The organism is Pseudomonas sp. Root329 (assembly GCF_001424925.1).
GTDB lineage: Bacteria > Pseudomonadota > Gammaproteobacteria > Pseudomonadales > Pseudomonadaceae > Aquipseudomonas > Aquipseudomonas arabinosi.
This window is the reverse complement of sequence record NZ_LMCV01000045.1, coordinates 55,953-81,014: the sequence shown is the minus strand read 5'-3', so window position 1 is coordinate 81,014 and position 25,062 is coordinate 55,953. Positions and strand designations below refer to the sequence as shown.

The following is a 25,062-nucleotide window of genomic DNA, read 5'->3' as shown; positions in this document are numbered from 1 at the left end:
CGCCCTGTCGACTTACCGACGGTCACGACGCACTGCCAGCGCGCGGCTTCCCAACGCGATGGCCAGTGCGACAGCGATCAGCACCAGCGCCACGGCGAAGGTGATCCGCAGACCGCTGGCAACCGCTTCGGGTCGCGCCGTTGCAATGTCGACCGAGGCCGATGCGAGCGCGAACACCGCGCCCAAGGCGGACGCCCCCGTGATGAGTCCCAGATTGCGCGACAGATTGAGCAGGCCGGAGATGACGCCTCGCTGGTCCGGCTGAACATCCGCCATGACCGCCGTGTTGTTGGCTGTCTGGAACAGGGCATAGCCGAGGGTCATCACGACCATCGGCAAAAGGTAGCCACCGATGCCGAACGTCTCTGGCAATACCGATAACGTGAGACACCCGGTCGCCATGGCGATGAGCCCGGCGAGGGTCATGCGCTGGGCGCCAAAGCGGTCGGCAATACGGCCGGCGGGCACACCCGTGAGTGCCGCGACAAACGGCCCGACTGACAAGACCAGTCCAACCCGAACGGCATCGAGGCCGAGCCCATGCGCGAGGTAGAAGGGCCCGACCACGAGTGTCGCCATCATCACGGTCGCGACGAGCAGGCTCATGGCGAGGCTGCCACTGAGCACGGGATCGCGGAACATCGCCAATCGAATCAACGGTGAGGTGACGCGAGCCTCGGTGAATACAAAGAGGCAGGCGCCGCCGCCCGCCGCCAACAGCAAGGCGATGTTGAACGGACCGAAACTGCCTCGGCCAAGGGTCATGGCCAGCGCATAAGCGGCCAGCGTCAACGCCAGCAGCAGCGTGCCCAGCGGGTCGAAGCCGGCGCGATCGGTCTTGGGCTTCTGGCGATCGGCGGGCAAATAACGATGCGCGAGCACCAGCGTCAGCAAGCCCAGCGGTACGGTGATGAGGAAGATCGCCCGCCAGCCAAACCCGCCAATCAGCAGGCCACCGAGCGACGGCCCCATCGCGGTGCCAATCGCCGACATCGTCCCGAGCAAGCCCATGGCGCTGCCGGTTTTTGCCTTCGTCACCGTCTCACCGACAAAGGCCATGGTCAGCGCCATCATGATTGCTGCACCGATTCCCTGCAGTGCCCGGGCGCCAATCAGCAGCCAGAGCGTGGGCGCAAAGCCGCACAGGGCCGACGCCAGGGTGAACACGCCGATGCCGGTCAAGAGCAGCCGCCGACGGCCAGTGATATCACCGAGCCGACCGACACTGACAATCAGGGTGGTAATGGCCAGAAGGTAGGCGAGGACGATCCACTGCACGTGCTGGAAGGAGGCGTTGAACACCTGGGCCAAGGTCGGCAAACCCACATTGGCGATGCTGGTGCCGAGCGAGGACAGCAACATCGACAGCGAAAGACTGGCCAGCGCCCACCGAACCGACGGTGTCTGTTGTGCACGCTCTGCGACTGCACTGATTGATTTCATGCTGTTCCTCTTTTCTGGCCACTCCCGAAGCGGAGCTATCAGAAATCTACGCCCCGGCCTAACATGGCGGAAGGCGCACCGTTTGCACTTGATACGTGCGTTCAACGCCATATCACTCTGCCACGGGGCGCCGCATGTCCACTCCCGATTTCAACTTGCTGATCACCCTTGATGTGCTGCTCGCTGAAGGCAGCGTGGCACGCGCCGCCAAACGCTTGCGCCTGAGCCCGTCGGCCATGAGCCGGGCGCTGGCGCGATTGCGTGAAACCACCGGCGATCCGCTGTTGGTCAGGGCCGGGCGGGGGCTGGTTGCCACTCCGCGAGCGCTCGAACTGCGCGAGCGGGTCAGTCAGCTGGTGCAGGACGCCGAAGCGGTCCTTCGGCCTGCCGAGCAACCCGACCTCAAACAGCTGAGCCGCACGTTCACGCTGCGCACCAGTGAAGGCTTTGTCGAGAATTTTGGCGCGGACCTGATTGCCCGCGTCGCCGAGCAAGCCCCTGGCGTGCGGCTGCGCTTTATGCACAAACCCGACAAAGACAGTGCGTCACTGCGCGACGGCACGGTCGATCTGGAAACGGGTGTGGTGGGGAAGGCCGCTGGCCCGGAGTTGCGTACCCAGGGCTTGTTTCGGGATCGTTTTATTGGCGTCGTACGAATGGGGCATCCGCTGAGCGAAGGCGAGATAACCCCCGCGCGTTATGCGGCGGGCAGCCACATCAGCGTCTCTCGGCGGGGGCTCGACAAGGGACCCATTGATGAAGCCCTTGAGCTCCTGGAACTGGAGCGGCCCATAGCAACAATCGTTGCAGGCTTCTCTACTGCGCTGGCGCTCGCCCGGGCCACTGACCTGATCGCCAGCGTTCCCGAACGCCACACCGCGAGCCTGCGCACCGGCCTGCACAGCTTTGCACTGCCGTTGTCTCTGCCGGCGTTCACCGTCGCCATGCTCTGGCATCCGCGACTGGATGCCGACCCTGTGCATCGCTGGTTGCGGGGTTGCCTTCGGGATGTTTGTGCCGAGTAAGAAAGTTGTCAGATTTGATCTATTGTTCATTGTTGAAACAGGGATGTTTCACTCGTGTAACTATTGCATGATTATTCTGGTTCTATAAGTGAGTCATTTTGGTATAAAAATACTTTGAACTTATTAATGTTCAGGCGGTAGCTAAAGCCATTTTAGCAAATGGGAATTAACTGCTGATACTATTAAATGGCGCAACGCTATCAATGGTGGCCATTAACTAGTAGTGAGTATGGTTGTAACGATTGAGTTACTTAATGTGCATAGCTTTATGAAATGTAAGTAATTATTTTTTATGGTGATAAGGCGCATTATCGCGCCGAAACTCGATGAGCAAGGCGGGATCCAATTAAAATTAATGGCGATATATTGGCGGCCTATATATCAGAAAATAACTTCATAATAATGCTGACGTTTTTCTGATGCGGTGCTAGTGTTTCTAACTCCTTTTAATCGTACTTGTCTGTCTGCAGAGGCCGTGCGTCATGCCGACTCCAACTCCACGGATTGCGATACTGGGTAATAGAGTTCCAAGCTTGAATCTTCCGGAGCTTGAGCACTTCGCCGATATGGGCAGCTTGTTGGCTGCACCCGCATTTGATGTCCTGCTGCTGGACCTGCCAGCGGTTTATGCCGGGCGGGTGCTTCGAAAGTTGCGCGCCATTCCCCCTTATCGCTACAGCCTCATTTACTGCTGCCGTGATCAGAACGGCTGGTGTGAAGCCTTGGGTGATGGCGCGTGCCCTGTCGATTCCAGCGAAACAAGAGCCCTCTGGGGGGTGTGGCGAGAACGCTACAGGTTGTTCAAACAGGGTTCTGCCCCCGAGCGTTTTGAAAGTCGGGTGCTTTCATGGTTGTGGTTGCGCGACAACGCTCACATCTATGCCCTTCGAGACCCGGAGGTGCCTCAGCATTATCGCTATCCGTTGCTGGACGCCCTGGCTGATAACGAGCAGGTCAACTCGTTTGTCTGGCTCAGTTTGATGGTGCAACAGGACTGGCTGGAAGAGGGGGTTCTGGTCGATCGCGTTCGGCTGTGTTCGGAGTGTGGCTCGGGCCGGCTCAATTACATTGATGTGTGTGCCGAATGTCAGGCCCTGGACATTTCACGACAGCCTTCATTGCACTGCTTTACCTGTGGGCATGTGGGGCCACAGGAATCCTTTCTCAAAGACGGGGTGTTGTTGTGCCCCAACTGCTTGAACCGGCTGCGCCATATCGGCACTGATTACGACCGCCCGATGGAGAACTATCGCTGCCGGTCATGTCAGGCGTTTTTTGTCGATGCCGACGTGCAGGCGCGCTGCCTGGACTGCGGCCTGTCACACACACCTGACAAGTTGCGAGTACGCGAGGTCAGAGATTTCCGCCTGGCCGAGGCCGGCCGTTTCCGCTGCCGCCAGGAGTTCAGCGATCAAAAGGCCCATCACTTCGGTCGACTCAATCTGTTAGGCGGCAAGGATTTCTATGACCTGCTGACCTGGCAGATGCAGGTCGTACGCCGCTACCAGTCGCCTGCCTTCTCACTGCTCGGTCTGCGCTTCGTCAACCTGGCCGGTACGTTGACTCGCCTGGGTGAACACCACGGCCATGCCTTCATCGATAGCGTGGCTGAACGATTGAAGGAAACCGTCAGGGATACAGACCGCTGCTCTCGAAGTACCGAAGAGTACTTCTGGATCATGCTTCCCCATACCGATGGCAACGGCCTGGAAACCGTCAAACAACGCTTGAGCCGGGTCGCCGAGTTGTTTTCAGCACCGGAGGTCAGCGACATTTCCTTGCGTGTCGTCAGCATCACGGCGCCCCAGGATCTGCTCGAGCAGGAAGATGGCGAACTACTACTGGCCCGTCTGGCCAGTGAGTTGGCGTGACCGCCATGAGCCCTTTCCTGGAGCAACTCCTCAACGCACTCAGCGGGATCATGGGACCGGATGGTTTGAGTCGGGTGTTTTTCATGCTTTTCCCTTTGTTTCTGATCTTTGAATTGCCCCTGATGATCATGGTGATGCTGGGTGTTTTGCGCTGGTTCACACGTCGGCGCACCCGTGTACCGAAGATCAGTCTCTATCGGCCCAAGGTCTCTTGCATCATTACCTGTTACAGCGAAGGGATGGACGTTCAGACCACGCTGTTAAGCCTGTGCGAGCAGACGTACCCCGGCCACATCGAGATGATTCCGGTGGTGGACGGGGCCACGGTGAACCAGCCGACGCTCAGCGCCGTGCGCAGTTTCAACGTGGATCCGCAGTTGTACCCCCGGCGTCATTTGCGCCCGATTGCCAAGTGGCAGAGGGGCGGGCGGGTGTCGTCGTTGAACGCCGGCCTGTCGCTTGCCAGCGGTGAAATCGTGATGGCGCTCGACGGTGACACGTCCTTCGACAACAACATGGTCAGCTCCATCGTGCGCCATTTCGCGGACCCGTCGGTGCCTGCGGTCGCCGGTAGCCTGCGAGTGCGCAATGTCTGGGCTTCGTGGGTGACCGCAATGCAGGCGCTGGAATACCTGTTGTCCATCCACATGTCGAAAATCGGTCTGGCCGAATGGAACCTAGTCAATAACGTCTCGGGGGCCTTCGGGGCATTCCGCCGCAGCTTTCTGGTGAAAATCGGTGGCTGGAACACGCACACTGCGGAGGATCTGGACCTGACGTTGCGCATCAAGAGTTACTTCAAGCGACACGACTTGAGGATTCCCTTCGAACCGGAAGCGATTGGACACACCGATGCACCGTCGACGCTCAGTCAGTTTCTGATGCAGCGCTTGCGCTGGGATGGCGACCTGTTTTTTCTGTACATCAGAAAGCACAACCGCAACATCAACCCCAACTTGTTGGGCTGGCCGACCTTTCTGATGATCCTGCTCAGCGGCTTCTTTTTTCAGCTGGTGCTGCCGTTCCTCATCTTCAGCTACACCTTGCTGGCGTTGTTTGTTCTGCCGGGCAAGACGCTGTTGTTTCTGTTTGTACTGATCTATGCGCTGTACCTGACGATCACCGCGATGTTGTTCGGCGCCATGTTGTTGATGGTGTCCGACCGGCCTGCAAAGGACATGGTCCTGGGGTTGTTGGTGCCTTTCTTTCCGCTGTTCATGCTACTCCTGCGGTGCTGGAGCGCAGTGGCCATGCTCAACGAGATCTTTCGCCGGGGCCACGAAGAAAGCTCTATGGCACCGTGGTGGGTGCTTAAACGAGCCACGAGGTTTTGATTATGCGATCGATACTTCTGCTGCTGACGCTGTCGTTGCCCCCCATGATACTGGCCGCACAACCCCTTTCGGCTCAAGCGGTGGGGGCGCCGACGAGCCAATGGTCCCAGGCCAGTTATGTCTGGGACAGCGAAGCGTTGCTCGATCCCGATCAACGTAAGGCGGAGCTCGAGCAGCTGCGTAAAGCCGGGATGGACAAGATCTACCTTGGCCTCAAGTCCTCCCAGTTGAAAGACCTTGCAACGACGCGCCAACGGCTGGAGCAATTGCTGCAGGACGCGGCCGGCAAGGGGGTGCAAGTCAGCCTGTTGCTCGGCGATTCGGCCTGGATCGAACCGCAGGATCGCCATCAGCTCACCGATTTACTGGCCAAGCTGAAGGGGCTTTCATTCACCAGCCTGCACCTGGACCTGGAACTCGAACAACTGGGCGTGCCGGTCCCGGATCAGCGCGTGAAAGACTTGCTCGACACCTTGCGCGCCGCCTCCGCAGCCAGCCCTTGGCCGGTAGAGATTTCCAGCCACCATCGCTGGTTCGCTGAGGCAAAACCCGGAAAAACCTGTCTGCCGTGCGCGCTTCCCGAGGCGGGCGTGCGTCAGGTCAGCTTGATGATCTACACCCGTAACCCGAAAAACAGCGCACGAATGGCAGAACAGATCGCCCAACGTTGGCCTGATCTGCAGTTTCGCCTGGCGCAAAGCACGGAGCCGCAACTGGATGCCACAGAGTCCTGGGCCGGCGCGTCACCTGAGCAGTTGCAGCACCAGACCAGTGTCTGGCGCGAACAGCTGCAACCACGGGGGATTGCCGGCATTGACTGGCAAGCCTGGCGAGACTTTCCAAAACGGTGAGCCGTCATGAAGATTCGATTCGACAGTCGCAAAGAACTGAACCCCACCCAGGAACAGGGTTTGACTGTGCTCTACGCGCCGGGCAAACGCATGGCGTTTCGCGTGCGTTGGTATTTAATCCTGTTCCTGGTCGCGAGTCCCTTGCTTTGGCTGGGAGGGAAGCTGGCTTACGGCATGTTGATGATCGACGCACCGGCGCAATTGCGCCTGCCGATTCTTGAGGTGCGCGCGCGGGATGCCGGTAGGGTCGATCAGCTGTTTGTCATGGCCGGGGAGCAGGTCCAGATCGATCAGCCGTTGGTCAGTCTCGACAATCCCGAATGGCGTGCACGGCTCTCGCAGCTCGCCGCGATGCCGACCAAAACGGTGCCCACCAACAACGCCAAACTGGACACCAGGGAGCGTCAGTTGCTCAAGACCCGAGTGAGCAGGACGGAGGAGCGTGTGCAGGTGCTTGAAGACCTCGTCACATCAGGCGCCGTCTCTCGTGGAGAAGTGCTGGCAGCCCAGTCTGAACTTGATGCTTTTAAAGCCGACCTGTTGGCGTTCGAGCGCCGCGAGCAACTGGCCCGTCAGTCGCCGTTGAGCGTTGAGCGCGAGATTATTCAACAGACCGCCGAACAGCAGTGGTTGAAAACGCGCCTCGCCGCATTGTCGGTCAAGGCTGCGCAGAGCGGTCGGATTGCGGAGGTGTTGGTCACGCCCGGCGAAAACGTCGGTGCGGGAACGTTGTTGATGCGTCTTGAGCGGCTGGAAGAGCCTCTGCTGTGGATTTATCTGGAACCGCTGAACATCAGCTATGCCGCGATTGGCCAGCCGCTGCGCGTGCGCATGCCCGATGGCGAGTGGTTGGCGGCCCATGTTGTCCAGGCCGTCGACAGCGCCGGTCGCACGCCGACGGTGTTGCGTGGGCCATTCGCTGCCAGCGAAATGGGCTTGCAGGTCGCCGCCCGGTTTGATCGCCCTCTGTCGCCGCGCTGGAGAATCGATCAACTGCCGTTGAATGTGCGCTTTCCCACCGACTGGGAACAAATGCTCAGTAACAGCCGTGAATTCATCGAGCAAATAGGCGACTTCATTGCAATGGATCGAACACCCACCACTGCACCGGGGAGTAAATAAATCATGACTGCTGATCGAATTCTTGTGACGGGCGGTGCCGGTTTTATCGGTTCGCACCTGGTCGAAGCACTGCTTGAAAGTGGTTATAGCGTTCGGGTTCTGGACGATCTTTCCAGTGGAAAGTTGTCGAACTTGCCGATTGATCGCTGCCATTTGACTCTGGTGGTGGGGGATGTCGCCGACGCGCCGACGGTGGAGCGGGCGATGAAAGACTGCAGCGCGGTGGTGCATCTGGCGGCGGTGGCCTCGGTGCAGGCGTCGGTCGATGACCCGGTCGCGACTCACCAAAGCAATTTCGTCGGTACGCTGAATATCTGCGAAGCCATGCGCCAGGCAGGCGTAAGACGGGTGGTTTATGCGTCCAGTGCGGCGATCTATGGCAACAATGGCGAGGGCATGGCGATTACCGAGGACACGCCCAAGAATCCGCTGACCCCGTATGCCACCGACAAACTGGCCAGCGAACATTTCCTCGATTTTTACCGACGCCAGCATGGTCTTGAACCGGTCATTCTACGGTTTTTCAATATTTACGGACCCCGTCAGGACCCTTCATCGCCTTACTCCGGTGTCATCAGCATTTTCAGCGAGAGGGCGCAAAAAAAACTCCCCATCACGGTTTACGGTGATGGGGAGCAAACAAGGGATTTTGTTTACGTCGATGACCTCGTAAAGGTCCTGGTACAGGCGGTCGCTGAGTCAGAGCCGATTATCGAACCGGTCAATGTCGGGTTTAACCGGTCCACCAGCGTTAACGAACTCGTGGCGACGTTAAGCGAACTCCTGGGACGCCCCGTGACGTTGAACCACGACGCGCCGCGTTCCGGTGATATCAAACATTCGCGCGCCGACAACAGTCGCCTGCTTGAGCGTTTTTCCTTGAACTCACCGACCTGTTTTACCGAGGGCCTGGGTCAGCTGCTCAGAAGTATTGATTCCGGGGGGCGGTAGCGGCGAGCTCAGTCGCCAGCAGGTGCTCCTCCAGCACATCGCTCAGGAATCGGAACTGATCATTGAGCCCGATCACTTCGTTGTTGAAGTGATTGGCGGCGGACGGCATCAGCAACGCCTCGAAGTTTTTGTCGAACACCAGTTCAAACGTTTTGCGGGAAACGAATGACTGGGAATAGTAGTTGTTGCCGAACACCGCAAAGCTTACGGCCAGGGTCACGGAGTGAATCATGACGTGCGCTCCTCGGACAGGACGTACCAGGAAAAAGCGCTCAGTGTGACGGCCGTCAGGGCCAGGCAGGTCAGGAGATGGATAATCATGATTCGCCCCTCCGATGCGGGGTTTTGCGTTGGGTTAAGGCTGATCCTACGCTGACGGTTTTTGAGCGGAAGGCATTCGCGGCGATGGTGAATATCGACATAAGTGATGGTGGGATCATCGCTGGCTGTTCCGGCCCATTCGCGAGCAAGCCCGCTCCCACATTTGATCTTCAGTGGACACAGTGAGCGCCGCCGGCCAAATGTGGGAGCGGGCTTGCTCGCGAAGGCGGCCTCAAGAACACCTCAACCCCAAACGAACAAACACCGACACCTATACTCAAATTAATAGGCCTTTGAACACCGGACATCCCGTTCGGGCAAGTCTGTAGGAACCGCGATCTTGAACGTGCGTTCGCTGATCGTCGCCGTGTTGGTGGTGCTGGCGGGATGCGTCACGACTGCGCCTGCCCCGGTGGAAGTGGTGCCGGTGATTGTTTCCCAAAGCACCTGGCAGATGGTGGACCGGGAGATTGTCGCGGCGTCCCAATCGGCCACCGAGCAGACCAAAATCTACGCGCGTGGTGCCATGGATTACTGGCGAACGCGGGTCTATGAACTGACCGAAGAGAACTTCATCCCATGGTTCAGCAGTTACTGGACCCAGGAATGGCTGTCGATGAAGGTCAGCTGGTACACGCTCAGCGCCAAGGGCGAACAAGATGCCTCGGCCAAGCGCCTGGCGGCCTATCTGCTGGAGCAATATCAAGAGCGTGTGCTGGCGCCGGTCGCGGTGGAAATCGATCCCGACGCGATTCTTGGCCTGGCGACGGCGTTCTACGTGGACATTGTTCAGGAAGAACTGCAGAAAATCTCCCAGCGCCACGGCGTGCCGATGGCTCAGCTCAATGGCCGAATCCAGAAAATCCCCGCCATCGCCCTCGGGCCACCGCCGGCCCGGGACGCCTCGCTGTATCAGGTCGTGCACACCCAACCACTGAATACGCTGCCGGCCTATGCAGCGCTGATCGACAAGATCCACAAGGCTGGCGGTGAAAAGGGGGTGGCTTCGACAGACACCGCCATGGCCCCAGTGGCCAAGCGCGCCAGCAAGCGGATGGAGGCAGAAATGGCCCCGCGAGGGGCGGCCAGTGCAGTGGCCGCGGCGGCAGGGAAACTGGCCGGAGGACTGATTACCGTGGGCGTGGCGGGGATTCGCGCGCTTATCCAGGCCAATGACCGGCCTGACAGCGAGGCACTGATTCGCAGCAGTCTGGGTAACACGTTCGACAAGGCCTGGCTGAAGCTGGTGCAAAACCCGACCACCGGTGTGATGGCCGGTACGTTCTACATGGCGGCGCAGATCGAGGGCAATCTGGCGGGGAGCGCCGAAGTACCGTCGGTCAGTTCGGGCAGCGGATCTGTCGATTGGGGGCCCAAGGAATCGACTAACCAGCAGAACGACCCTCTACCCCCAGCAGGAGAATGACCATGTCTTACGTTGATGGCTTCATCGCAGCCGTACCCACCGCCAACCGCGAAAAATTCAAGAAACACGCCGAAACCGCCGCTGTCATTTTCAAGGAAAGCGGCGCCCTCAGCGTCGCCGAATGCTGGGGCGACGACGTTCCTGACGGCAAAGTGACCTCGTTTCCGATGGCAGTAAAACTCAAGGAAGACGAAACCGTGGTGTTTTCCTGGATCATCTGGCCCGACAAGACCACCCGAGATGCAGGCATGGACAAACTCATGAACGATCCGCGCATGCAACCGGACGTCAACCCGATGCCGTTCGATGGCCAGAGGCTGATCTTTGGCGGTTTCGAAATGATCGTAAAAGCCTGAAACCAACGACAGGATCACTCCGGCGTCGGGGTGATCCTGCAACTCTTGCGATTACGGATTTCGCTGTCTGTCGGCCGCTCTTTGATGAACTCGAAGCGCGGCTCACCTTCGTTGTAATGAACCAGCCAGCCCCATTCCAGCTCGGACTCATCCTGACCGGGTTTCGGTGGCACGGCCCACCACGGTTCCTTGCTGATGATCTCGCGCATGGCCCCCTCCAGTTGAATCGTTTGCATGAACTATAACTTGGATGTCAGGAGGTGCCAGATATGAGCGACGAATCCCATGAGCCGTTAAAACGACTGTTTTTTGCCCTGAACTGCACACCCGAGCAACGTCGGGCCATTGCCCAATGGCGCAGCGCACTTGAGCTCAGGAGCGGACGGCCGGTGCCGGTGGAAAACTTTCATCTGACGTTGATGTTTTTGGGGGCTGTCGAGGTGGCGAAAATCGCCGATATCTGCACGGCCGCTGCCAATGTTCGAACGCCGGGTGTGCCTTTGAGGGTTGCGCTTGATCGGTTGGATGTCTGGCGCAGGGCAGGGGTGTTGGTGCTCGCGCCGGAGCAGGCATCACCTGAGTTGCTGCGGCTGGTGTATGCCCTGGAGCAGGCGATGTTGCCGTTCGGGTTTGAGGATTCGCCGAAGGAGTTTCGACCGCATCTGACGCTGATGCGCGATTACCGAGTGCCGGTGCCAGAGTCCGCGACGCCGCCCGAGTTCTATCTGCGGGCCGATCACTTCACCCTGTTCGAATCCCATAAGGGCCGCTACCGAGCGCTGGCCGAATGGCCGCTCGTCCCATCATAAAAAAAAGGCGCCCGAGTAGGGCGCCCAAATTCACCTTAACCGAGGAAGCCAGGTGAGGCCGTTCTGCAGATAGGAGTGCAGCGGTGGTAAGGCGCTGCGTGAACGGAAAACAGGAAAACACCACCGATCAAATGTGGGAGCGGGCTTGCTCGCGAAAGCGGTGGTTCAGTCCCCATCAATGTTGAATGTGACGGACCCTTCGCGAGCAAGCCCGCTCCCACATTTGATCAGTGGTGTTGCATATATTTTTACTTACCCAGCTTCACCCGCGTCCACCCGCGGGTCATCACCCGCTGAACGCCAATCGGCATGTCCGGAATGGCATACAACGTCGCCATCACAGCCTGCGACGGATACGACCCCGGATCATCCCGAATCGCTTCATCCACCAACGGCGTAGCCGCCGCGTTGGCATTGCTGTAGCCAATGTTGTTGGTGATCTCGGCGATGATGTCCGGGCGCATCAGGAAGTTCATGAACAGGTAAGCGTTCTCCACGTTCGTCGCGTCCCGAGGGATCGCGACCATGTCGTAGAAACTACCGGCGCCTTCCTTGGGAATGCTGTAGTCGACCTTCACCTTGTCGCCCGCTTCTTGGGCGCGCGCCTTGGCTTGCAGCACATCGCCGGAGTAACCGACCGCTACGCAGATATTGCCGTTGGCCAGGTCCGAGATGTATTTCGACGAATGGAAGTACGCCACCGAAGGACGAATCTTCATGAACAGCGCTTCAGCTTCAGCAATCTGCTCCTTGTTCTGCGAGTTCACCGGGTAACCCAGATAGTGCAGGGCGGCCGGGAGCATCTCGGTCGGCGAATCCAGGAAACTGATGCCGCACGCTTTCAATTTCTCAGCGTTTTCCGGTTTGAACAGCAAGTCCCAGGAATTGGTCGGGGCATTGCTGCCGAGCACTTCCTTGACCTTCTCCGGGTTGAAGCCGATGCCGATCGAGCCCCACATGTACGGGAAGGCATGACCGTTATCCGGGTCGCTGGCGGCAGCGTTTTTCAGCAGCACCGGATTGAGGTTCTTCCAGTTCGGCAGCTTCGATTTGTCCAGTTCCTGATAGACGCCAGCCTTGATCTGCTTGGCGAGGAAACTGTTGGACGGCACGACGATGTCGTAGCCGGATTTTCCCGCCAGCAGGCGGGCCTCAAGGGTTTCATTGCTGTCGAACACATCGTAGGTCACGCGGATGCCGGTCTCGTCTTCGAACTTCTTGACGGTGTCCGGGGCGATGTAATCCGACCAGTTGTAGACGCGCAGTACCTTGTCATTGGCCTGGGCGCCGGTGGCAATCGCGCCCAATAAGGACAGTGTCAGCAGAGTCCTGCCAAACATTTTCATCGGTACAACTCCATTCTTTTTTTCAGCTCTTGTTATGAAAAGCATGCAAAGCTGTGAAACGCGACGGCACTAGGCCGTCGCTTCTACCATTTGCTTTTTAGGTTGCTGCCAGGATTCGCTGGCGGTCTGGTCCATCGCTTCCTGGATCGCCCGTTTACGGGTGGCTTCGGCGCGACGGCTGAAGTACCAGACCATGAAGGTCACGATCGATACGGCGAGCAGAATCAGGCTGGCCACGGCATTGATCTCAGGCTTCACGCCCAGACGCACCGCCGAGAACACTTCCATCGGCAGGGTCGTCGAACCCGGGCCGGACACGAAACTCGCCAGCACCAGGTCATCCAGCGACAGGGCAAACGACATCATGCCGCCGGCCGCCAGTGACGGCGCGATCATCGGAATGGTGATCAGGAAAAACACCTTGAACGGCTTCGCACCGAGGTCCATGGCCGCTTCTTCGATGGACAAGTCCAGCTCACGTAAACGCGCCGAAACCACCACCGCCACATACGCCGCACAGAACGTGGTGTGGGCGATCCAAATGGTGACGATGCCACGCTCCATCGGCCAACCGATCAACTGCGCCATCGCCACGAACAGCAGCAACAGCGACAGACCAGTGATCACTTCCGGCATCACCAACGGCGCCGTCACCAGGCCACCGAACAACGTGCGGCCCTTGAAGCGAGTCACGCGAGTCAGCACAAACGCCGCCAACGTCCCCAGCGCCACCGCGGCAATCGCGGTGTAGCAGGCGATTTCCAGCGAACGCACCACCGAGCCCATCAGTTGCGAGTTATCAAGCAGGCCGGCGTACCACTTGAACGACCAGCCGCCCCATACGGTTACCAGTTTGGAAGCGTTGAACGAGTAGATCACCAGAATCAACATCGGCAGGTAGATAAACGACAGGCCGAAAATCAGCATGAACTTTGAAAATCCGAAGCGTTTCATCCCCGTGCCTCCATCTCTTTGGCCTGGCTGCGGTTGAACAGCAGAATCGGCACAATCAGGATCAACAGCATCACCACCGCCAGGGCAGACGCCACCGGCCAGTCGCGGTTATTGAAGAACTCTTGCCACAGCACGCGACCGATCATCAGCGTCTCCGGGCCGCCCAGCAGTTCCGGAATCACGAACTCACCCACCACCGGAATGAACACCAGCATGCAGCCGGCAATAATCCCGTTCTTGGCCAGCGGCACAGTGATTTTCCAGAAGTTGTTGAAGTTGCTCGAACCCAGGTCCGAAGCGGCTTCCAGCAGGCTTTGATCGTGCTTGACCAGGTTGGCGTACAGCGGCAACACCATGAACGGCAAGTAGGCGTAAACCACGCCGATATACACGGCCGTGTTGGTGTTGAGGATCTCGATTGGGTGATCGGTCAGCCCGGTCCACATCAGGAACGCATTAAGCAAACCGTTGTTGCTGAGGATGCCCATCCACGCATAGACGCGGATCAGGATCGCCGTCCAGGTCGGCATCATGATCAACAACAGCAGAACGTTTTGCGTTTCCTTGCTCGCCTTGGTGATCGCGTAGGCCATCGGGAAACCGATCACCAGGCACATCAGCGTGCTTAAAAACGCCACCTTCAACGAGCCGAAGTAGGCCGAGATGTACAACTCATCCTGAGTCAGCAGCGAGTAGTTGCCGAGGTTCAGCAACAGCTGAAATTTCTGCTCGGCGAAGGTGTAGATCTCTGAGTAAGGAGGAATGGCCAGGGCCGCTTCCGAGAAGCTGATCTTCATCACCAGGAAAAACGGCAGCATGAAGAACAGGAACAGCCACAGGAAAGGAATCCCGATGACGAGCTTTCGACCACTCGGCATCAGCCGCATAAACTGCTGATTGAGTGTTTTCATGAGCGCAGTACCACGCCGCTGTCGTCTTCCCACCACACGTAGACCTTGTCGTCCCAGGTCGGACGTGAACCACGGCGTTCGGCGTTGGCCATGAACGACTGCACAACCTTGCCGCCAGGCAGCTCCACGTAAAACACCGAGTGACCGCCGAGGTAGGCGATGTCATGCACCTTGCCGCTGGACCAGTTGTAGCGGGTATCGGGTTTGGTGGTGCTGACCAGCAGTTTTTCCGGGCGGATGGCGTAGGTGATCGACTTGTCCTGCACCGAGGTGCTGACGCCGTGACCGACGTAAATCTTCTGCTCCAGGTCCGGGCTGTGAATGATCGCGTGACCTTCAAGGTCTTCCACAACCGTCCCGTCGAAGGCGTTCACGTTGCCGATGAATTCGCAGACCATGCGGCTGACCGGCGCTTCATAAATGTCCACCGGGCTGCCGATCTGCGCGATCCAGCCGAGGTGCATGATGGCGATGCGCTGGGCCATGGTCATGGCCTCTTCCTGATCGTGGGTCACCATCACGCAGGTCACACCGACGCGCTCGATGATTTCTACCAACTCCAGTTGCATCTGCGAACGCAGCTTCTTATCCAGCGCGCCCATCGGTTCGTCGAGCAGCAACAGCTTCGGACGCTTGGCCAGGGAGCGAGCCAAGGCCACACGCTGACGTTGACCGCCGGACAACTGATGGGGTTTGCGCTTGGCGTACTGGGTCATGTGCACCAGTCGCAGCATCTCTTCAACGCGGGCATCGATTTCGCTGGCAGACAGACGATCCTGCTTCAGGCCGAAGGCGATGTTCTGCGCCACCGTCATGTGCGGGAACAGCGCGTAGGACTGGAACATCATGTTGATCGGCCGTTCGTACGGCGGCATGTCGGTGATGTCGACACCGTCGAGCAGAATCCGCCCTTCGGTCGGGCGTTCGAAGCCGGCGAGCATGCGCAGCAGGGTCGATTTACCTGAGCCGGAACCGCCGAGCAGGGCGAAGATTTCCCCTTGATGAATCTCAAGCGAGACATCGTCCACTGCGGTGGTTTCGTCGAATTTCTTGGTGACGCGGTCGATTTTCACCAGCACCTTTTTCGGTGACTGGTGACCTTCAAGAGCCTTCCTGTAGATGCTGGAGGCGTTTGCCATGTGAAACTCCCAACAGGTTTCAGTCGTCGGGCCAACGCGGCCTGACTTAATAGTTGATTGCAAGCCCGAGCTGTACGACGCCAGTCAATTCAACGGTGATCCCGTATCAGGCAGCATCAACGTCGACTGACACTCCCTCTTCGCGAGCAAGCCCGCTCCCACCCTGGATTTGCGTTTGACTCACTGGCATCGTCCGGCCTGGGCTTATTCGGCGCCGCCGTCCTGGCTGCCTGGTGGTACTTGTTGTTATCGCGTTTGTTGTTGTCGTGAGGGACCGGCGCGCAAAGGCACGCCCGCCTGACTCACGGGGCAGTAAATTGATTAATCAAGTGTTAAGTCAGCGCTTGTTACGTAACGCGGCCCGTCGCCGGCATGCATCACCGAACGCCTGGAAAATACTCAAATAAGGAGGATTCGACAGAACCTGCCATTCCGGGTGCCATTGCACGCCAACAGCGAAGGTCGGGCTGTGTTCAACCGAAATCGCCTCGATCAAACCGTCCGGCGCAATCGCTTCGGCACGCAGGCCGGGCGCCAGTCGGTCGATGCCCTGGCTGTGAATCGAATTGACCTGGAACACCTGCGGCAAATCCAGCGCCTCGAACACACCGCCCGGTTGCACGTTCACCGCATGAGCCGGTGCGTATTGCACCGCCAATTCCGGATGATTCGCTTCCCGGTGATCCAGCATGCCCGGGAGTTCGTGGACCTTCTGATGCAGGCTGCCCCCGAACGCCACATTCATTTCCTGAAAGCCCCGGCAGATGCCGAGCACCGGAACGCCCGCCGCAATGGCCGCACGCAATAAGGGAAGGGTGGTGGCGTCCCGTTGCGGATCGTGATCCGTGCCGGGGGCGCTGTCGGGGCCTTGATAGTGGAAGGGTTCCACATTCGAGGGCGAGCCGGTCAGCAGCAGACCGTCGAGCTGCGCGAGCAGGTCATCGATTTCGGTCAGATCGCCTAAGGAAGGAATGACAACCGGCAGCCCCAAAGCCGCGACGCTGACAGCACGCAAGTACTTGTCGCCGCTGACATGGTAGGGGTGCAGGCCAATCTGTTTGACGCACGCTGTAACGCCGATCAATGGCTTGAATGCCATTTTTATCACCTCGAAGTTTCACACTTGAACGAGCTTTTCCGGAGCTTAGCCTTGTTGATTTTAATTAACAACTCTCATGTAAAAAATTCTAAACGCCGTACGTCCGATCTTCAGGGTTTACGCGGTGCGCAAGACTGATCTGGCACTCTCGTGCCCAAGAAAGGCCCGAAAATAAAGGTTGAGAGGCCAAGTGTTCGCTATTGACTTCACTTTGCCGTTCGGGTTGACTGGGCTCGCAACAAGGTAGTGAACATAATAATTAACAGCTAATAGGTGCATCATGTCGGTCCCTCTGCGTACCGTTCAACTCAACGAAGCAAACGCATTCCTTAAGAAATATCCTGAGGTTTTGTACGTCGACCTTCTGATTGCGGATATGAACGGTGTGGTGCGCGGCAAGCGCATCGAGCGCACCAGTCTTCATAAGGTTTACGAAAAAGGCATTAACCTCCCGGCGTCGCTGTTTGCTCTGGACATCAACGGTTCTACGGTGGAAAGCACCGGCCTGGGTCTGGACATCGGTGACTCAGACCGAATCTGCTTCCCCATCCCTGACACGCTCAGCATCGAGCCCTGGCAGAAGCGCCCGACCGCGCAACTGTTAATGACCATGCACGAACTCGAAGGCCAGCCGTTCTTCGCCGACCCTCGCGAAGTGCTGCGTCAGGTCGTGAGTAAGTTCGATGCAATGGGCCTGACCATTTGCGCAGCGTTCGAACTCGAGTTCTATCTGATCGACCAGGACAACGTGAACGGTCGTCCGCAATCGCCACGCTCGCCGGTGTCCGGCAAACGTCCGATGTCGACTCAGGTGTACTTGATCGACGACCTGGACGAATACGTCGATTGCCTGCAAGACATCCTCGAAGGCGCGAAAGAGCAGGGCATCCCTGCCGACGCCATCGTCAAGGAAAGCGCCCCGGCGCAGTTCGAAGTGAACCTGCATCACGTCAACGACCCGATCAAGGCCTGCGACTACGCGGTGTTGCTCAAGCGTCTGGTGAAGAACATCGCCTACGACCACGAGATGGACACCACCTTCATGGCCAAGCCGTATCCGGGCCAGGCGGGCAATGGTTTGCACGTGCACATTTCGATTCTCGACAAAGAAGGCAACAACATCTTTGCCAGCGAGGATCCCGAGCAGAACGCCGCACTGCGTCACGCGATCGGCGGTGTGCTCGAGACCCTGCCGGCGCAGATGGCGTTCCTCTGCCCGAACGTCAACTCGTACCGTCGTTTCGGCGCGCAATTCTACGTGCCGAACTCGCCGAGCTGGGGCATCGACAACCGTACCGTTGCGGTACGTGTGCCGACCGGTTCGCCGGACTCCGTGCGCATCGAACACCGCGTGGCGGGCGCCGATGCCAACCCGTACTTGTTGATGGCGTCGGTCCTGGCCGGTATTCACCACGGCCTGACCAACGAAATCGAACCGGGCGCACCGGTTGAAGGCAACAGCTACGAGCAGAACGAGCAGAGCCTGCCGAACAACCTGCGCGATGCACTGCGCGAGCTGGACGACAGCGAAGTCATGGCGCGCTACATCGACCCGATGTACATCGACGTGTTCGTGGCGTGCAAGGAAAGCGAGCTGGCCGAGTTCGAGAACTCTATTTCGGACCTTGAGTACAACTGGTACTTGCACACGGTTTGATGAGCCAAGTGGTGTACGCATTCTCTGCAGACACCACCTATCAAATGTGGGAGCGGGCTTGCTCGCGAAAGCGGTGGATCAGTCAACAATGATGTCGCCTGACACACTGCTTTCGCGAGCAAGTCGAATCGTCGCACCGCCGCTCCCACAAGGGATTGCATTTCAAATCCTCAATTGACTGGCACCAATCCAACGATCATCTATTCCTCTGCGTCGAGTCACAACCATGACAAACACTCGCAGCGACTGGGAACAACGCTTCCAGTCCCTAACCATCGAAGGCCGCGCATTCATCGACGGCCAATACCTCTCGGCACTCAGCGGCGACACCTTTGAATGCATGAGCCCGGTCGACGGCCGCTTCCTGGCCAACGTCGCCAGCACCGACGAAGCCGACGCCAATGGGGCCGTCGCCGTCGCGCGCCGCACCTTCGAATCCGGCATCTGGGCCAAACTCGCCCCGGCCGAGCGCAAACGCATCCTGATCTGCTTCGCCGACCTCATCCTGGCCAACCAGGAAGAACTCGCCCTGCTCGAAACCCTCGACATGGGCAAACCGATCAACGACTCGATGAACATCGACATCCCAGCGACCGCCAACGCGATCCGCTGGAGCGCCGAAGCCATCGACAAGATCTACGACGAAGTAGCCGCCACGCCGCACGATCAACTCGGCCTCATCACCCGCGAACCTGCCGGTGTTGTAGCCGCCATCGTGCCGTGGAACTTCCCGTTGATCATGGCCAGCTGGAAGTTCGCCCCAGCCCTCGCGGCCGGCAACTCGTTCATCCTCAAACCTTCGGAAAAGTCGCCACTGACCGCGATTCGCATCGCCCAACTGGCGCTGGATGCCGGCATCCCGAAAGGCGTGTTCAACGTCCTGCCGGGCTACGGTCACACCGTCGGCAAGGCGCTGGCGTTGCACATGGACGTCGACGTGCTGGCCTTCACCGGTTCGACCGCGATTGCCAAGCAACTGATGATCTACGCCGGCCAAAGCAACATGAAACGCGTATGGCTCGAAGCCGGCGGCAAGAGCCCGAACGTGGTGTTCGCCGACGCGCCGGATCTGCGCGCGGCAGCCCAAGCGGCGGCCGGTGCGATTGCCTTCAACCAGGGCGAGGTCTGCACCGCCGGTTCGCGCTTGCTAGTGGAGCGCTCGATTCGCGAGCAGTTCATTCCACTGTTGGTGGAAGCCCTGCAAGCCTGGAAACCGGGGCACGCCCTTGATCCAGAAACCACCGTCGGCGCGGTCGTCGATCAGCGTCAACTGGACAACGTGCTGCGCTACATCCAGATCGGTAAAGACCAGGGCGCGCAACTGATCGCTGGCGGCAGCCGCACCCTCGAAGCCACCGGTGGCCTGTACGTGGAGCCGGCGATTTTTGACGGTGTGACCAACGCCATGACCATCGCCCGCGAAGAAATCTTCGGCCCGGTGCTGTCGCTGATCACCTTCGACACTGAAGAAGAAGCGCTGGCCATCGCCAACGACAGCATCTTCGGCCTGGCCGCAGGCGTCTGGACCAGCAACCTCAGCAAGGCCCACACCTTCGCGCGCGGCTTGCGCGCCGGCAGCGTCTGGGTCAACCAGTACGACGGCGGCGACATGACCGCGCCGTTCGGCGGGTACAAGCAGTCGGGTAACGGTCGAGACAAATCGCTGCACGCGTTCGACAAATACACCGAACTCAAAGCGACCTGGATCAAGCTCTAACACCTCTACAACGGCGGCCGCCGGCACGTGCCAGCGGCCATCGGAGAAACCTATGAAACAAGACTCTGTTAATCAAAAGCATGTAAACAGCTACTACGCCGCCACCCGCAACTTCACCGGCGACTTCCCGGTGCTCGAACAAGCGGTGGACTGCGACGTCTGCGTGATCGGCGCCGGCTACACCGGTTTGTCCTCGGCCCTGTTCCTCGCCGAAGCCGGCTACAGCGTGACCGTGCTCGAAGCCGCCAAAGTCGGTTTCGGCGCCAGCGGTCGCAACGGCGGCCAACTGGTCAACTCCTATAGCCGCGACGTCGATGTCATCGAAGAACGCTACGGCGACAAAACCGCCGAAGTCCTCGGCAGCATGATCTTCGAAGGCGCCGACATCATCCGTCAGCGCATACAACACTACGACATCCAGTGCGACTACAAGCCGGGCGGCATCTTCGCCGCGCTGAACAAAAAGCAACTCAAAGGCCTGGCCGAGCAGAAAAGCAGCTGGGAACGCTACGGCAACAAGAACCTGAAAATGCTCGACGCCGCAGACATCAAACGCGAAGTCGGTTGCGACAACTACGTCGGCGGCCTGCTCGACATGCAGGGCGGCCACATCCACCCGCTGAACCTGGCCCTCGGCGAAGCCTCGGCCATCATCGGCCTGGGCGGCAAAATCTACGAACAATCGGCCGCAGTGGAAATCACCTACGGCGAACCGATCACCGTACGCACCGCCAAAGGCGTGGTCCGCGCCAAGTACCTGCTGATCGCCGGCAACGCCTACCTGCCTCAAGACCTCGACAACCGCGTCACGCGTAAAAGCATGCCGTGCGGTTCGCAAATCGTCGTCACCGAGCCGTTATCCGAAAAAGTTGCGCGCAGCCTGATCAAAAACAATTACTGCGTCGAAGACTGCAACTACCTGCTCGACTACTACCGCCTCACCGCCGACAACCGCCTGCTGTACGGCGGCGGCGTGGTCTACGGCGCCCGCGAACCGGACGACATCGAGCAACTGATCAAACCGAAAATCCTCAAAACCTTCCCGCAACTGAAGGACGTGAAAATCGACTACCGCTGGACCGGCAACTTCCTGCTGACCATGTCCCGCATGCCGCAATTCGGCCGCATCGAAAAAAACGCCTACTACATGCAAGGCTACAGCGGCCACGGCGTCACCTGCTCGCACCTGGCCGGCAAACTGATCTCGGAAATGATCCGCGGCGACGCCGAACGCTTCGACGCATTCGCTTCGCTCCCGCACATGCCCATGATCGGCGGCCGCACCTTCCAGGCCCCACTCACCGCCATGGGCGCCGCGTACTACGCACTGCGCGACCGTTTCGGCATCTAAGCCCTATGCAGATAATGTGGAAACACCACTGATCAACTGTGGGAGCGGGCTTGCTCGCGAAGGCGGCTTAACATCCAACAATGATGTAGCTGACACACCGCCTTCGCGAGCAAGTTCACTCCCACAGGAGATCGCCGGTGAACACCCCGAATCAAATGTGGGAGCGAGCCTGCTCGCGATGAGGCCATCCCAATCACCACCATTCGGCGCCATACACAGATTCCAAAAACACCACCGGCCAAATGTGGGAGCGGGCTTGCCCGCGAAGACGGCAGCACTGCCAACATTGATCCTGCCTGACACACCACCACCCTGTAGGAGCCGAGCTCGCTGGCGATGAGGCCATACCAATCGCTATCAATCCCACCTGACACCCAGTAACCGCATCCACAATTCGCACAGCCAAACCACCCAACTTCAGGCCGAAACAACCTTTTTACCCAACCATTTATCGAACCTGCTGAGCAACACCACCAAACGTGATTTAATACCCGCCTTTCAAATTTCCGGGACAGGGAAGCGGTGTTTTCGCGGCCAAAAGTCGCCCGCCATCCACCCCCATAACCCTTAAGTATTTCTCGCATAAGGCTGTCATGGACACGGGCTCACGACTCAAATTAGTACGCGAAAGCTACAAACTGTCCCAGCGCGAGCTGGCCCGGCGTAGCGGCGTCACCAATGCCACCATCTCCCTGATCGAACAAAATCGCGTCAGTCCCTCCGTCAGCTCCCTCAAAAAACTGCTCGAAGGCATTCCTATGTCTTTGGCGGACTTCTTTACCTTTGATCAACCGCCGCGTGAGCATCAATACGTGTTTCGGGCCAATGAACAGCCGGATCTCGGCCGGCATGGGTTGCGGTTGTTGCTGATCGGGGCTTCGGTGCCGAGTCGGCAGATGCGCTTGTTGCGCGAGCAATACGCGCCTGGGGCGAGTTCCGGGGAAGAGCCGATTGTGCACTCGGAAGGGGAGGAGTGTGGGCTTGTTACGCGGGGGACGGTTGAGCTGACTGTTGATGGGCAGATTAGTGTGCTGAATGCTGGGGATGGGTATTACTTTCCGACGACGCTGCCGCATCGGTTTCGGAATATTGGGGCGGATGAGGCGGAGATTATTAGTGCGAATACGCCCGCGAACTTCTGATTCATTAGCTTGGTGTCTGCGTCCTGCCCCAATGTTTTTAGCCTTGGCCTAGTTGGCTATTTTGACAAGTCCTACGGGTTTGGAAAACTTCTCCTCCATAGATATTTTCTATGGAGGAACAGTTGTAGCAGCTGTATTCCTTGGGGCAACTGTATATTCACGTCTAGCGAATATCAGAGCACTTTTATACGTAATACTCATAGATTAAACGAAGCGGTGGTACCGCAAAAAAAGGTAGGGGTGCGACATGGATGGGCAACGTACAAGTCGACGTTTTATTGCGCTAGCGGAAGTGCTGAATGATGAAAGCGATCCAGACGGGCAATGGGTGACTTTTGACGGCATTGCGGAGGACGTCATCAATAGATACCGATATCCTGATGACTGGCAGATTGGTGAGTTTCGCGATTCAGGTCTGTTGACCTTGCGAGCACCGCTAAATGAAGTAATGCGAAGATTTTCCACAATTGAGCGAATCGACGGCAGGTGGGTATGTGTCGAAGTGACCGCTAGCGGTGACCAGGACCTATTACAGGCAGGTGTGATTCTGTTTGGCGACAATGCTGAGTTTCCTCAAGTTGGCATAATGAGCATAGAGTTCCTAGAGCCACGACTGTGTTCTCGACTAGATCGATTATCCATGTTGCTTGATGAGCAACGTGCATACTCTGGTTTCATTGCGGCAGTATTGGATGCCTCGCTTCGAGGATCACACGGTCTCGCAGTTGCCGCCTATGACGTCGGTCAAGGTAACTGCAATGCGATCATCGATTCTTTTGAACATCCTCGCATTTTCTTCGACTTGGGGTGGGCTCCAAACTTCCATGCTTCAACCCGACCAGTATCTGCCCCTAACTTGTTCTCCTGTCATATGCATTCGACGTCCCCAGTCGTCCTATCACACTGGGATATGGATCACTGGTCTTATGCGATTGAGAGAAGCGCTTTCAATTCTCATAACCTGACTACCAGTCATGAATGGCGTCAGGATGCGTTGAGCCGGTTTTGGATAGCCCGAGCCCCCGAAGCGGCGGCGCACAAGCTTGGCCCCCTGACCATGGCGTTTTGCGCAGCATTGGGACGAACGCATCTTTTTCATGGATTCAAGGCGCTGCTCCTTTGGCCTGCAAACACCAAAAGAATTCGCTTCGCAGCGGGTTGGGTGGAGGCATGTAAACCGGGGAAAGGGTTGCCTGATGATCGAAATAACAGCGGGCTGGCTTTGTTTGTAAGACCAAATGTTAGAGGCGCGGCGGTGGTTCTGACTGGTGATGCTGACTTCCTCTCCATCCCAAGTCTTGCGGGTAAGAAAGTGCCTCCGCTAGCAGGGTTAGTTGCGCCACATCACGGCTCTTACGTCACGACGAGCGCGGTTCCAGCTCCGAAGAAAGGTACTCCGGCTCGGGTCGTTATGTCAGTTGGTAAGGGCAATACTTACGGGCATCCGAAGCAGGCAGCAATTGACGCCTACGCGCTTCAAGGCTGGGATGTGACTCTCACGCAAGATCGACATGATTGCACTCACTGTCACGCCACACACAGAAATGGCAATTCATTGTTGAAGTTCACTATTAAGTCGTCCGACCCACGTTGCTCCTGTTGCTGCGTTGGTGAAGGCCATTTGTGTCTTGTGCCTAGTAGCAGGCTCGCTCCCATCGCTGTCGCAGGAGTAAAAAAATCTCGAAAGTCTGCCAAGACGGTTGCTTCCATATAAGGGGGAAAGGTGACAGATTTATTTTGAGAGCAAGTGTGCTCAAACAACAGATCTGTTACCTTTTTCAGACCCTGTTCTCCGATGTCATCACGTCCATCGGATTTTTCACGTAGACCAAAAAGGTTGTGGATTTACTGGTCGTAAGACATGTAAAAGTTTCGGCGACATTAGGTAATGTCTTTCCATTTTTTCAGGTCGTCAATCATTCGGCCACTCGCGGGCGTTTCTGCTATTGGAATCGGTGATAGGAACGGTAACCCTGTCAACTTCAATATGCCTTTTTCGTCAACACGGTACATCGTTGCAGAACCATTACAGTTCCCGCTAGCTGACTTTGTTGCACTGTAAAGGCCGATAAGACTTGCCAGCGTATCTGGGTTTTTTTGTCCGCCTCCTGGCCGGCTGTTATCACCATATTACTGTCAGTTTTGTGTGTGAAATATCCAGAGAAAAGCTGATAGGTCTATTTGACAAATAGATCTGTCAGCTTGTTTTGTTTAAACGTATTACAGTGCATGGTTTT

Annotated in this window: 22 protein-coding genes; 14 read left to right on the top strand and 8 right to left on the bottom strand. The window is 57.9% G+C overall.

Translation table 11 applies throughout. From position 1 onward, the window contains the following. Positions 1–12: 12 nt before the first annotated feature. Positions 13–1,443, bottom strand: coding sequence for an MFS transporter (locus ASC74_RS25840; protein ID WP_056745178.1), 1,431 nt, complete (start codon positions 1,441–1,443; stop codon positions 13–15). Positions 1,444–1,577: 134 nt separating this feature from the next. On the opposite strand from ASC74_RS25840, the gene ASC74_RS25835 reads away from it, so the two are divergent. The 6 genes from ASC74_RS25835 (at position 1,578) to ASC74_RS25810 (ending at position 8,597) form a co-directional block, all read left to right on the top strand. After that, positions 1,578–2,468, top strand: coding sequence for a LysR family transcriptional regulator (locus tag ASC74_RS25835; RefSeq protein ID WP_056745176.1), 891 nt, complete (start codon positions 1,578–1,580; stop codon positions 2,466–2,468). Between the two features lie 482 nt (positions 2,469–2,950). After that, on the top strand, positions 2,951–4,339 hold the full coding sequence (locus ASC74_RS25830) for a diguanylate cyclase domain-containing protein (RefSeq protein ID WP_056745173.1): 1,389 nt from the start codon (positions 2,951–2,953) through the stop codon (positions 4,337–4,339). 5 nt (positions 4,340–4,344) lie between these two features. Then, a complete protein-coding gene (locus tag ASC74_RS25825; protein ID WP_056745446.1) occupies positions 4,345–5,673 on the top strand; it encodes a glycosyltransferase family 2 protein in 1,329 nt (442 codons plus the stop codon). Between the two features lie 2 nt (positions 5,674–5,675). Continuing rightward, positions 5,676–6,524, top strand: a complete 849-nt coding sequence (locus tag ASC74_RS25820; RefSeq protein WP_056745171.1) for a hypothetical protein — start codon at positions 5,676–5,678, stop codon at positions 6,522–6,524. Positions 6,525–6,530: 6 nt separating this feature from the next. Continuing rightward, positions 6,531–7,646, top strand: coding sequence for an HlyD family secretion protein (locus ASC74_RS25815; protein ID WP_056745169.1), 1,116 nt, complete (start codon positions 6,531–6,533; stop codon positions 7,644–7,646). A gap of 3 nt (positions 7,647–7,649) precedes the next feature. Further along, positions 7,650–8,597: an NAD-dependent epimerase/dehydratase family protein gene (locus tag ASC74_RS25810; protein WP_056745166.1), complete on the top strand. Its 948-nt coding sequence runs from the start codon at positions 7,650–7,652 to the stop codon at positions 8,595–8,597. Here ASC74_RS25810 and ASC74_RS25805 read toward each other — a convergent pair. Next, positions 8,569–8,829 (bottom strand): hypothetical protein, encoded by a 261-nt coding sequence (locus tag ASC74_RS25805; RefSeq protein WP_046049286.1) that lies wholly within the window; start codon positions 8,827–8,829, stop codon positions 8,569–8,571. The two genes, ASC74_RS25810 and ASC74_RS25805, sit on opposite strands and share 29 nt — an antisense overlap. A gap of 429 nt (positions 8,830–9,258) precedes the next feature. Here ASC74_RS25805 and ASC74_RS25795 point away from each other — a divergent pair, with 429 nt between their 5' ends. Next, complete coding sequence (locus ASC74_RS25795; protein ID WP_056745163.1) at positions 9,259–10,344, top strand: hypothetical protein; 1,086 nt, start codon at positions 9,259–9,261, stop codon at positions 10,342–10,344. Between the two features lie 2 nt (positions 10,345–10,346). Then, positions 10,347–10,700, top strand: coding sequence for a DUF1428 domain-containing protein (locus ASC74_RS25790; RefSeq protein WP_056745161.1), 354 nt, complete (start codon positions 10,347–10,349; stop codon positions 10,698–10,700). Positions 10,701–10,714: 14 nt separating this feature from the next. On the opposite strand, the gene ASC74_RS25785 is transcribed toward ASC74_RS25790, so the two are convergent. After that, positions 10,715–10,909 (bottom strand): hypothetical protein, encoded by a 195-nt coding sequence (locus ASC74_RS25785; protein ID WP_033056474.1) that lies wholly within the window; start codon positions 10,907–10,909, stop codon positions 10,715–10,717. A 60-nt stretch (positions 10,910–10,969) separates the two neighbouring features. Here ASC74_RS25785 and thpR point away from each other — a divergent pair, with 60 nt between their 5' ends. Then, entirely contained in the window at positions 10,970–11,509 is a 540-nt protein-coding gene (gene thpR, locus ASC74_RS25780) for an RNA 2',3'-cyclic phosphodiesterase (protein WP_056745159.1), read from the top strand. 248 nt (positions 11,510–11,757) lie between these two features. Here thpR and ASC74_RS25775 read toward each other — a convergent pair whose 3' ends face one another. The 5 genes from ASC74_RS25775 to ASC74_RS25755 form a co-directional block, all read right to left on the bottom strand. Further along, on the bottom strand, positions 11,758–12,855 hold the full coding sequence (locus ASC74_RS25775; protein WP_056745158.1) for a polyamine ABC transporter substrate-binding protein: 1,098 nt from the start codon (positions 12,853–12,855) through the stop codon (positions 11,758–11,760). Positions 12,856–12,924: 69 nt separating this feature from the next. Next, positions 12,925–13,809, bottom strand: coding sequence for an ABC transporter permease subunit (locus tag ASC74_RS25770; protein ID WP_056745156.1), 885 nt, complete (start codon positions 13,807–13,809; stop codon positions 12,925–12,927). Further along, positions 13,806–14,687, bottom strand: coding sequence for an ABC transporter permease subunit (locus tag ASC74_RS25765; RefSeq protein ID WP_162247457.1), 882 nt, complete (start codon positions 14,685–14,687; stop codon positions 13,806–13,808). Before ASC74_RS25765 ends, ASC74_RS25770 begins: the two co-directional genes overlap by 4 nt. A gap of 29 nt (positions 14,688–14,716) precedes the next feature. After that, on the bottom strand, positions 14,717–15,859 hold the full coding sequence (locus ASC74_RS25760; RefSeq protein WP_056745152.1) for an ABC transporter ATP-binding protein: 1,143 nt from the start codon (positions 15,857–15,859) through the stop codon (positions 14,717–14,719). Positions 15,860–16,196: 337 nt separating this feature from the next. Next, a complete protein-coding gene (locus ASC74_RS25755) occupies positions 16,197–16,958 on the bottom strand; it encodes a gamma-glutamyl-gamma-aminobutyrate hydrolase family protein (RefSeq protein WP_056745149.1) in 762 nt (253 codons plus the stop codon). A gap of 280 nt (positions 16,959–17,238) precedes the next feature. On the opposite strand from ASC74_RS25755, the gene ASC74_RS25750 reads away from it, so the two are divergent. From ASC74_RS25750 to ASC74_RS31710, 5 genes are all read left to right on the top strand, one after another. Beyond that, the gene (locus ASC74_RS25750) at positions 17,239–18,615 is read left to right on the top strand and encodes a glutamine synthetase family protein (protein ID WP_056745147.1); all 1,377 of its coding nucleotides are present in this window, start codon (positions 17,239–17,241) and stop codon (positions 18,613–18,615) included. A gap of 226 nt (positions 18,616–18,841) precedes the next feature. After that, complete coding sequence (locus tag ASC74_RS25745) at positions 18,842–20,332, top strand: aldehyde dehydrogenase (protein WP_056745145.1); 1,491 nt, start codon at positions 18,842–18,844, stop codon at positions 20,330–20,332. Between the two features lie 52 nt (positions 20,333–20,384). Beyond that, positions 20,385–21,683 carry an NAD(P)/FAD-dependent oxidoreductase gene (locus ASC74_RS25740; protein WP_056745144.1) on the top strand — a complete coding sequence of 433 codons (1,299 nt, stop codon included), beginning with the start codon at positions 20,385–20,387 and terminating at the stop codon, positions 21,681–21,683. Positions 21,684–22,276: 593 nt separating this feature from the next. Then, positions 22,277–22,825 (top strand): cupin domain-containing protein, encoded by a 549-nt coding sequence (locus ASC74_RS25735; RefSeq protein ID WP_007895886.1) that lies wholly within the window; start codon positions 22,277–22,279, stop codon positions 22,823–22,825. Positions 22,826–23,072: 247 nt separating this feature from the next. Next, positions 23,073–24,539: a hypothetical protein gene (locus tag ASC74_RS31710; protein ID WP_156400855.1), complete on the top strand. Its 1,467-nt coding sequence runs from the start codon at positions 23,073–23,075 to the stop codon at positions 24,537–24,539. The last annotated feature ends 523 nt before the right edge of the window (positions 24,540–25,062 follow it).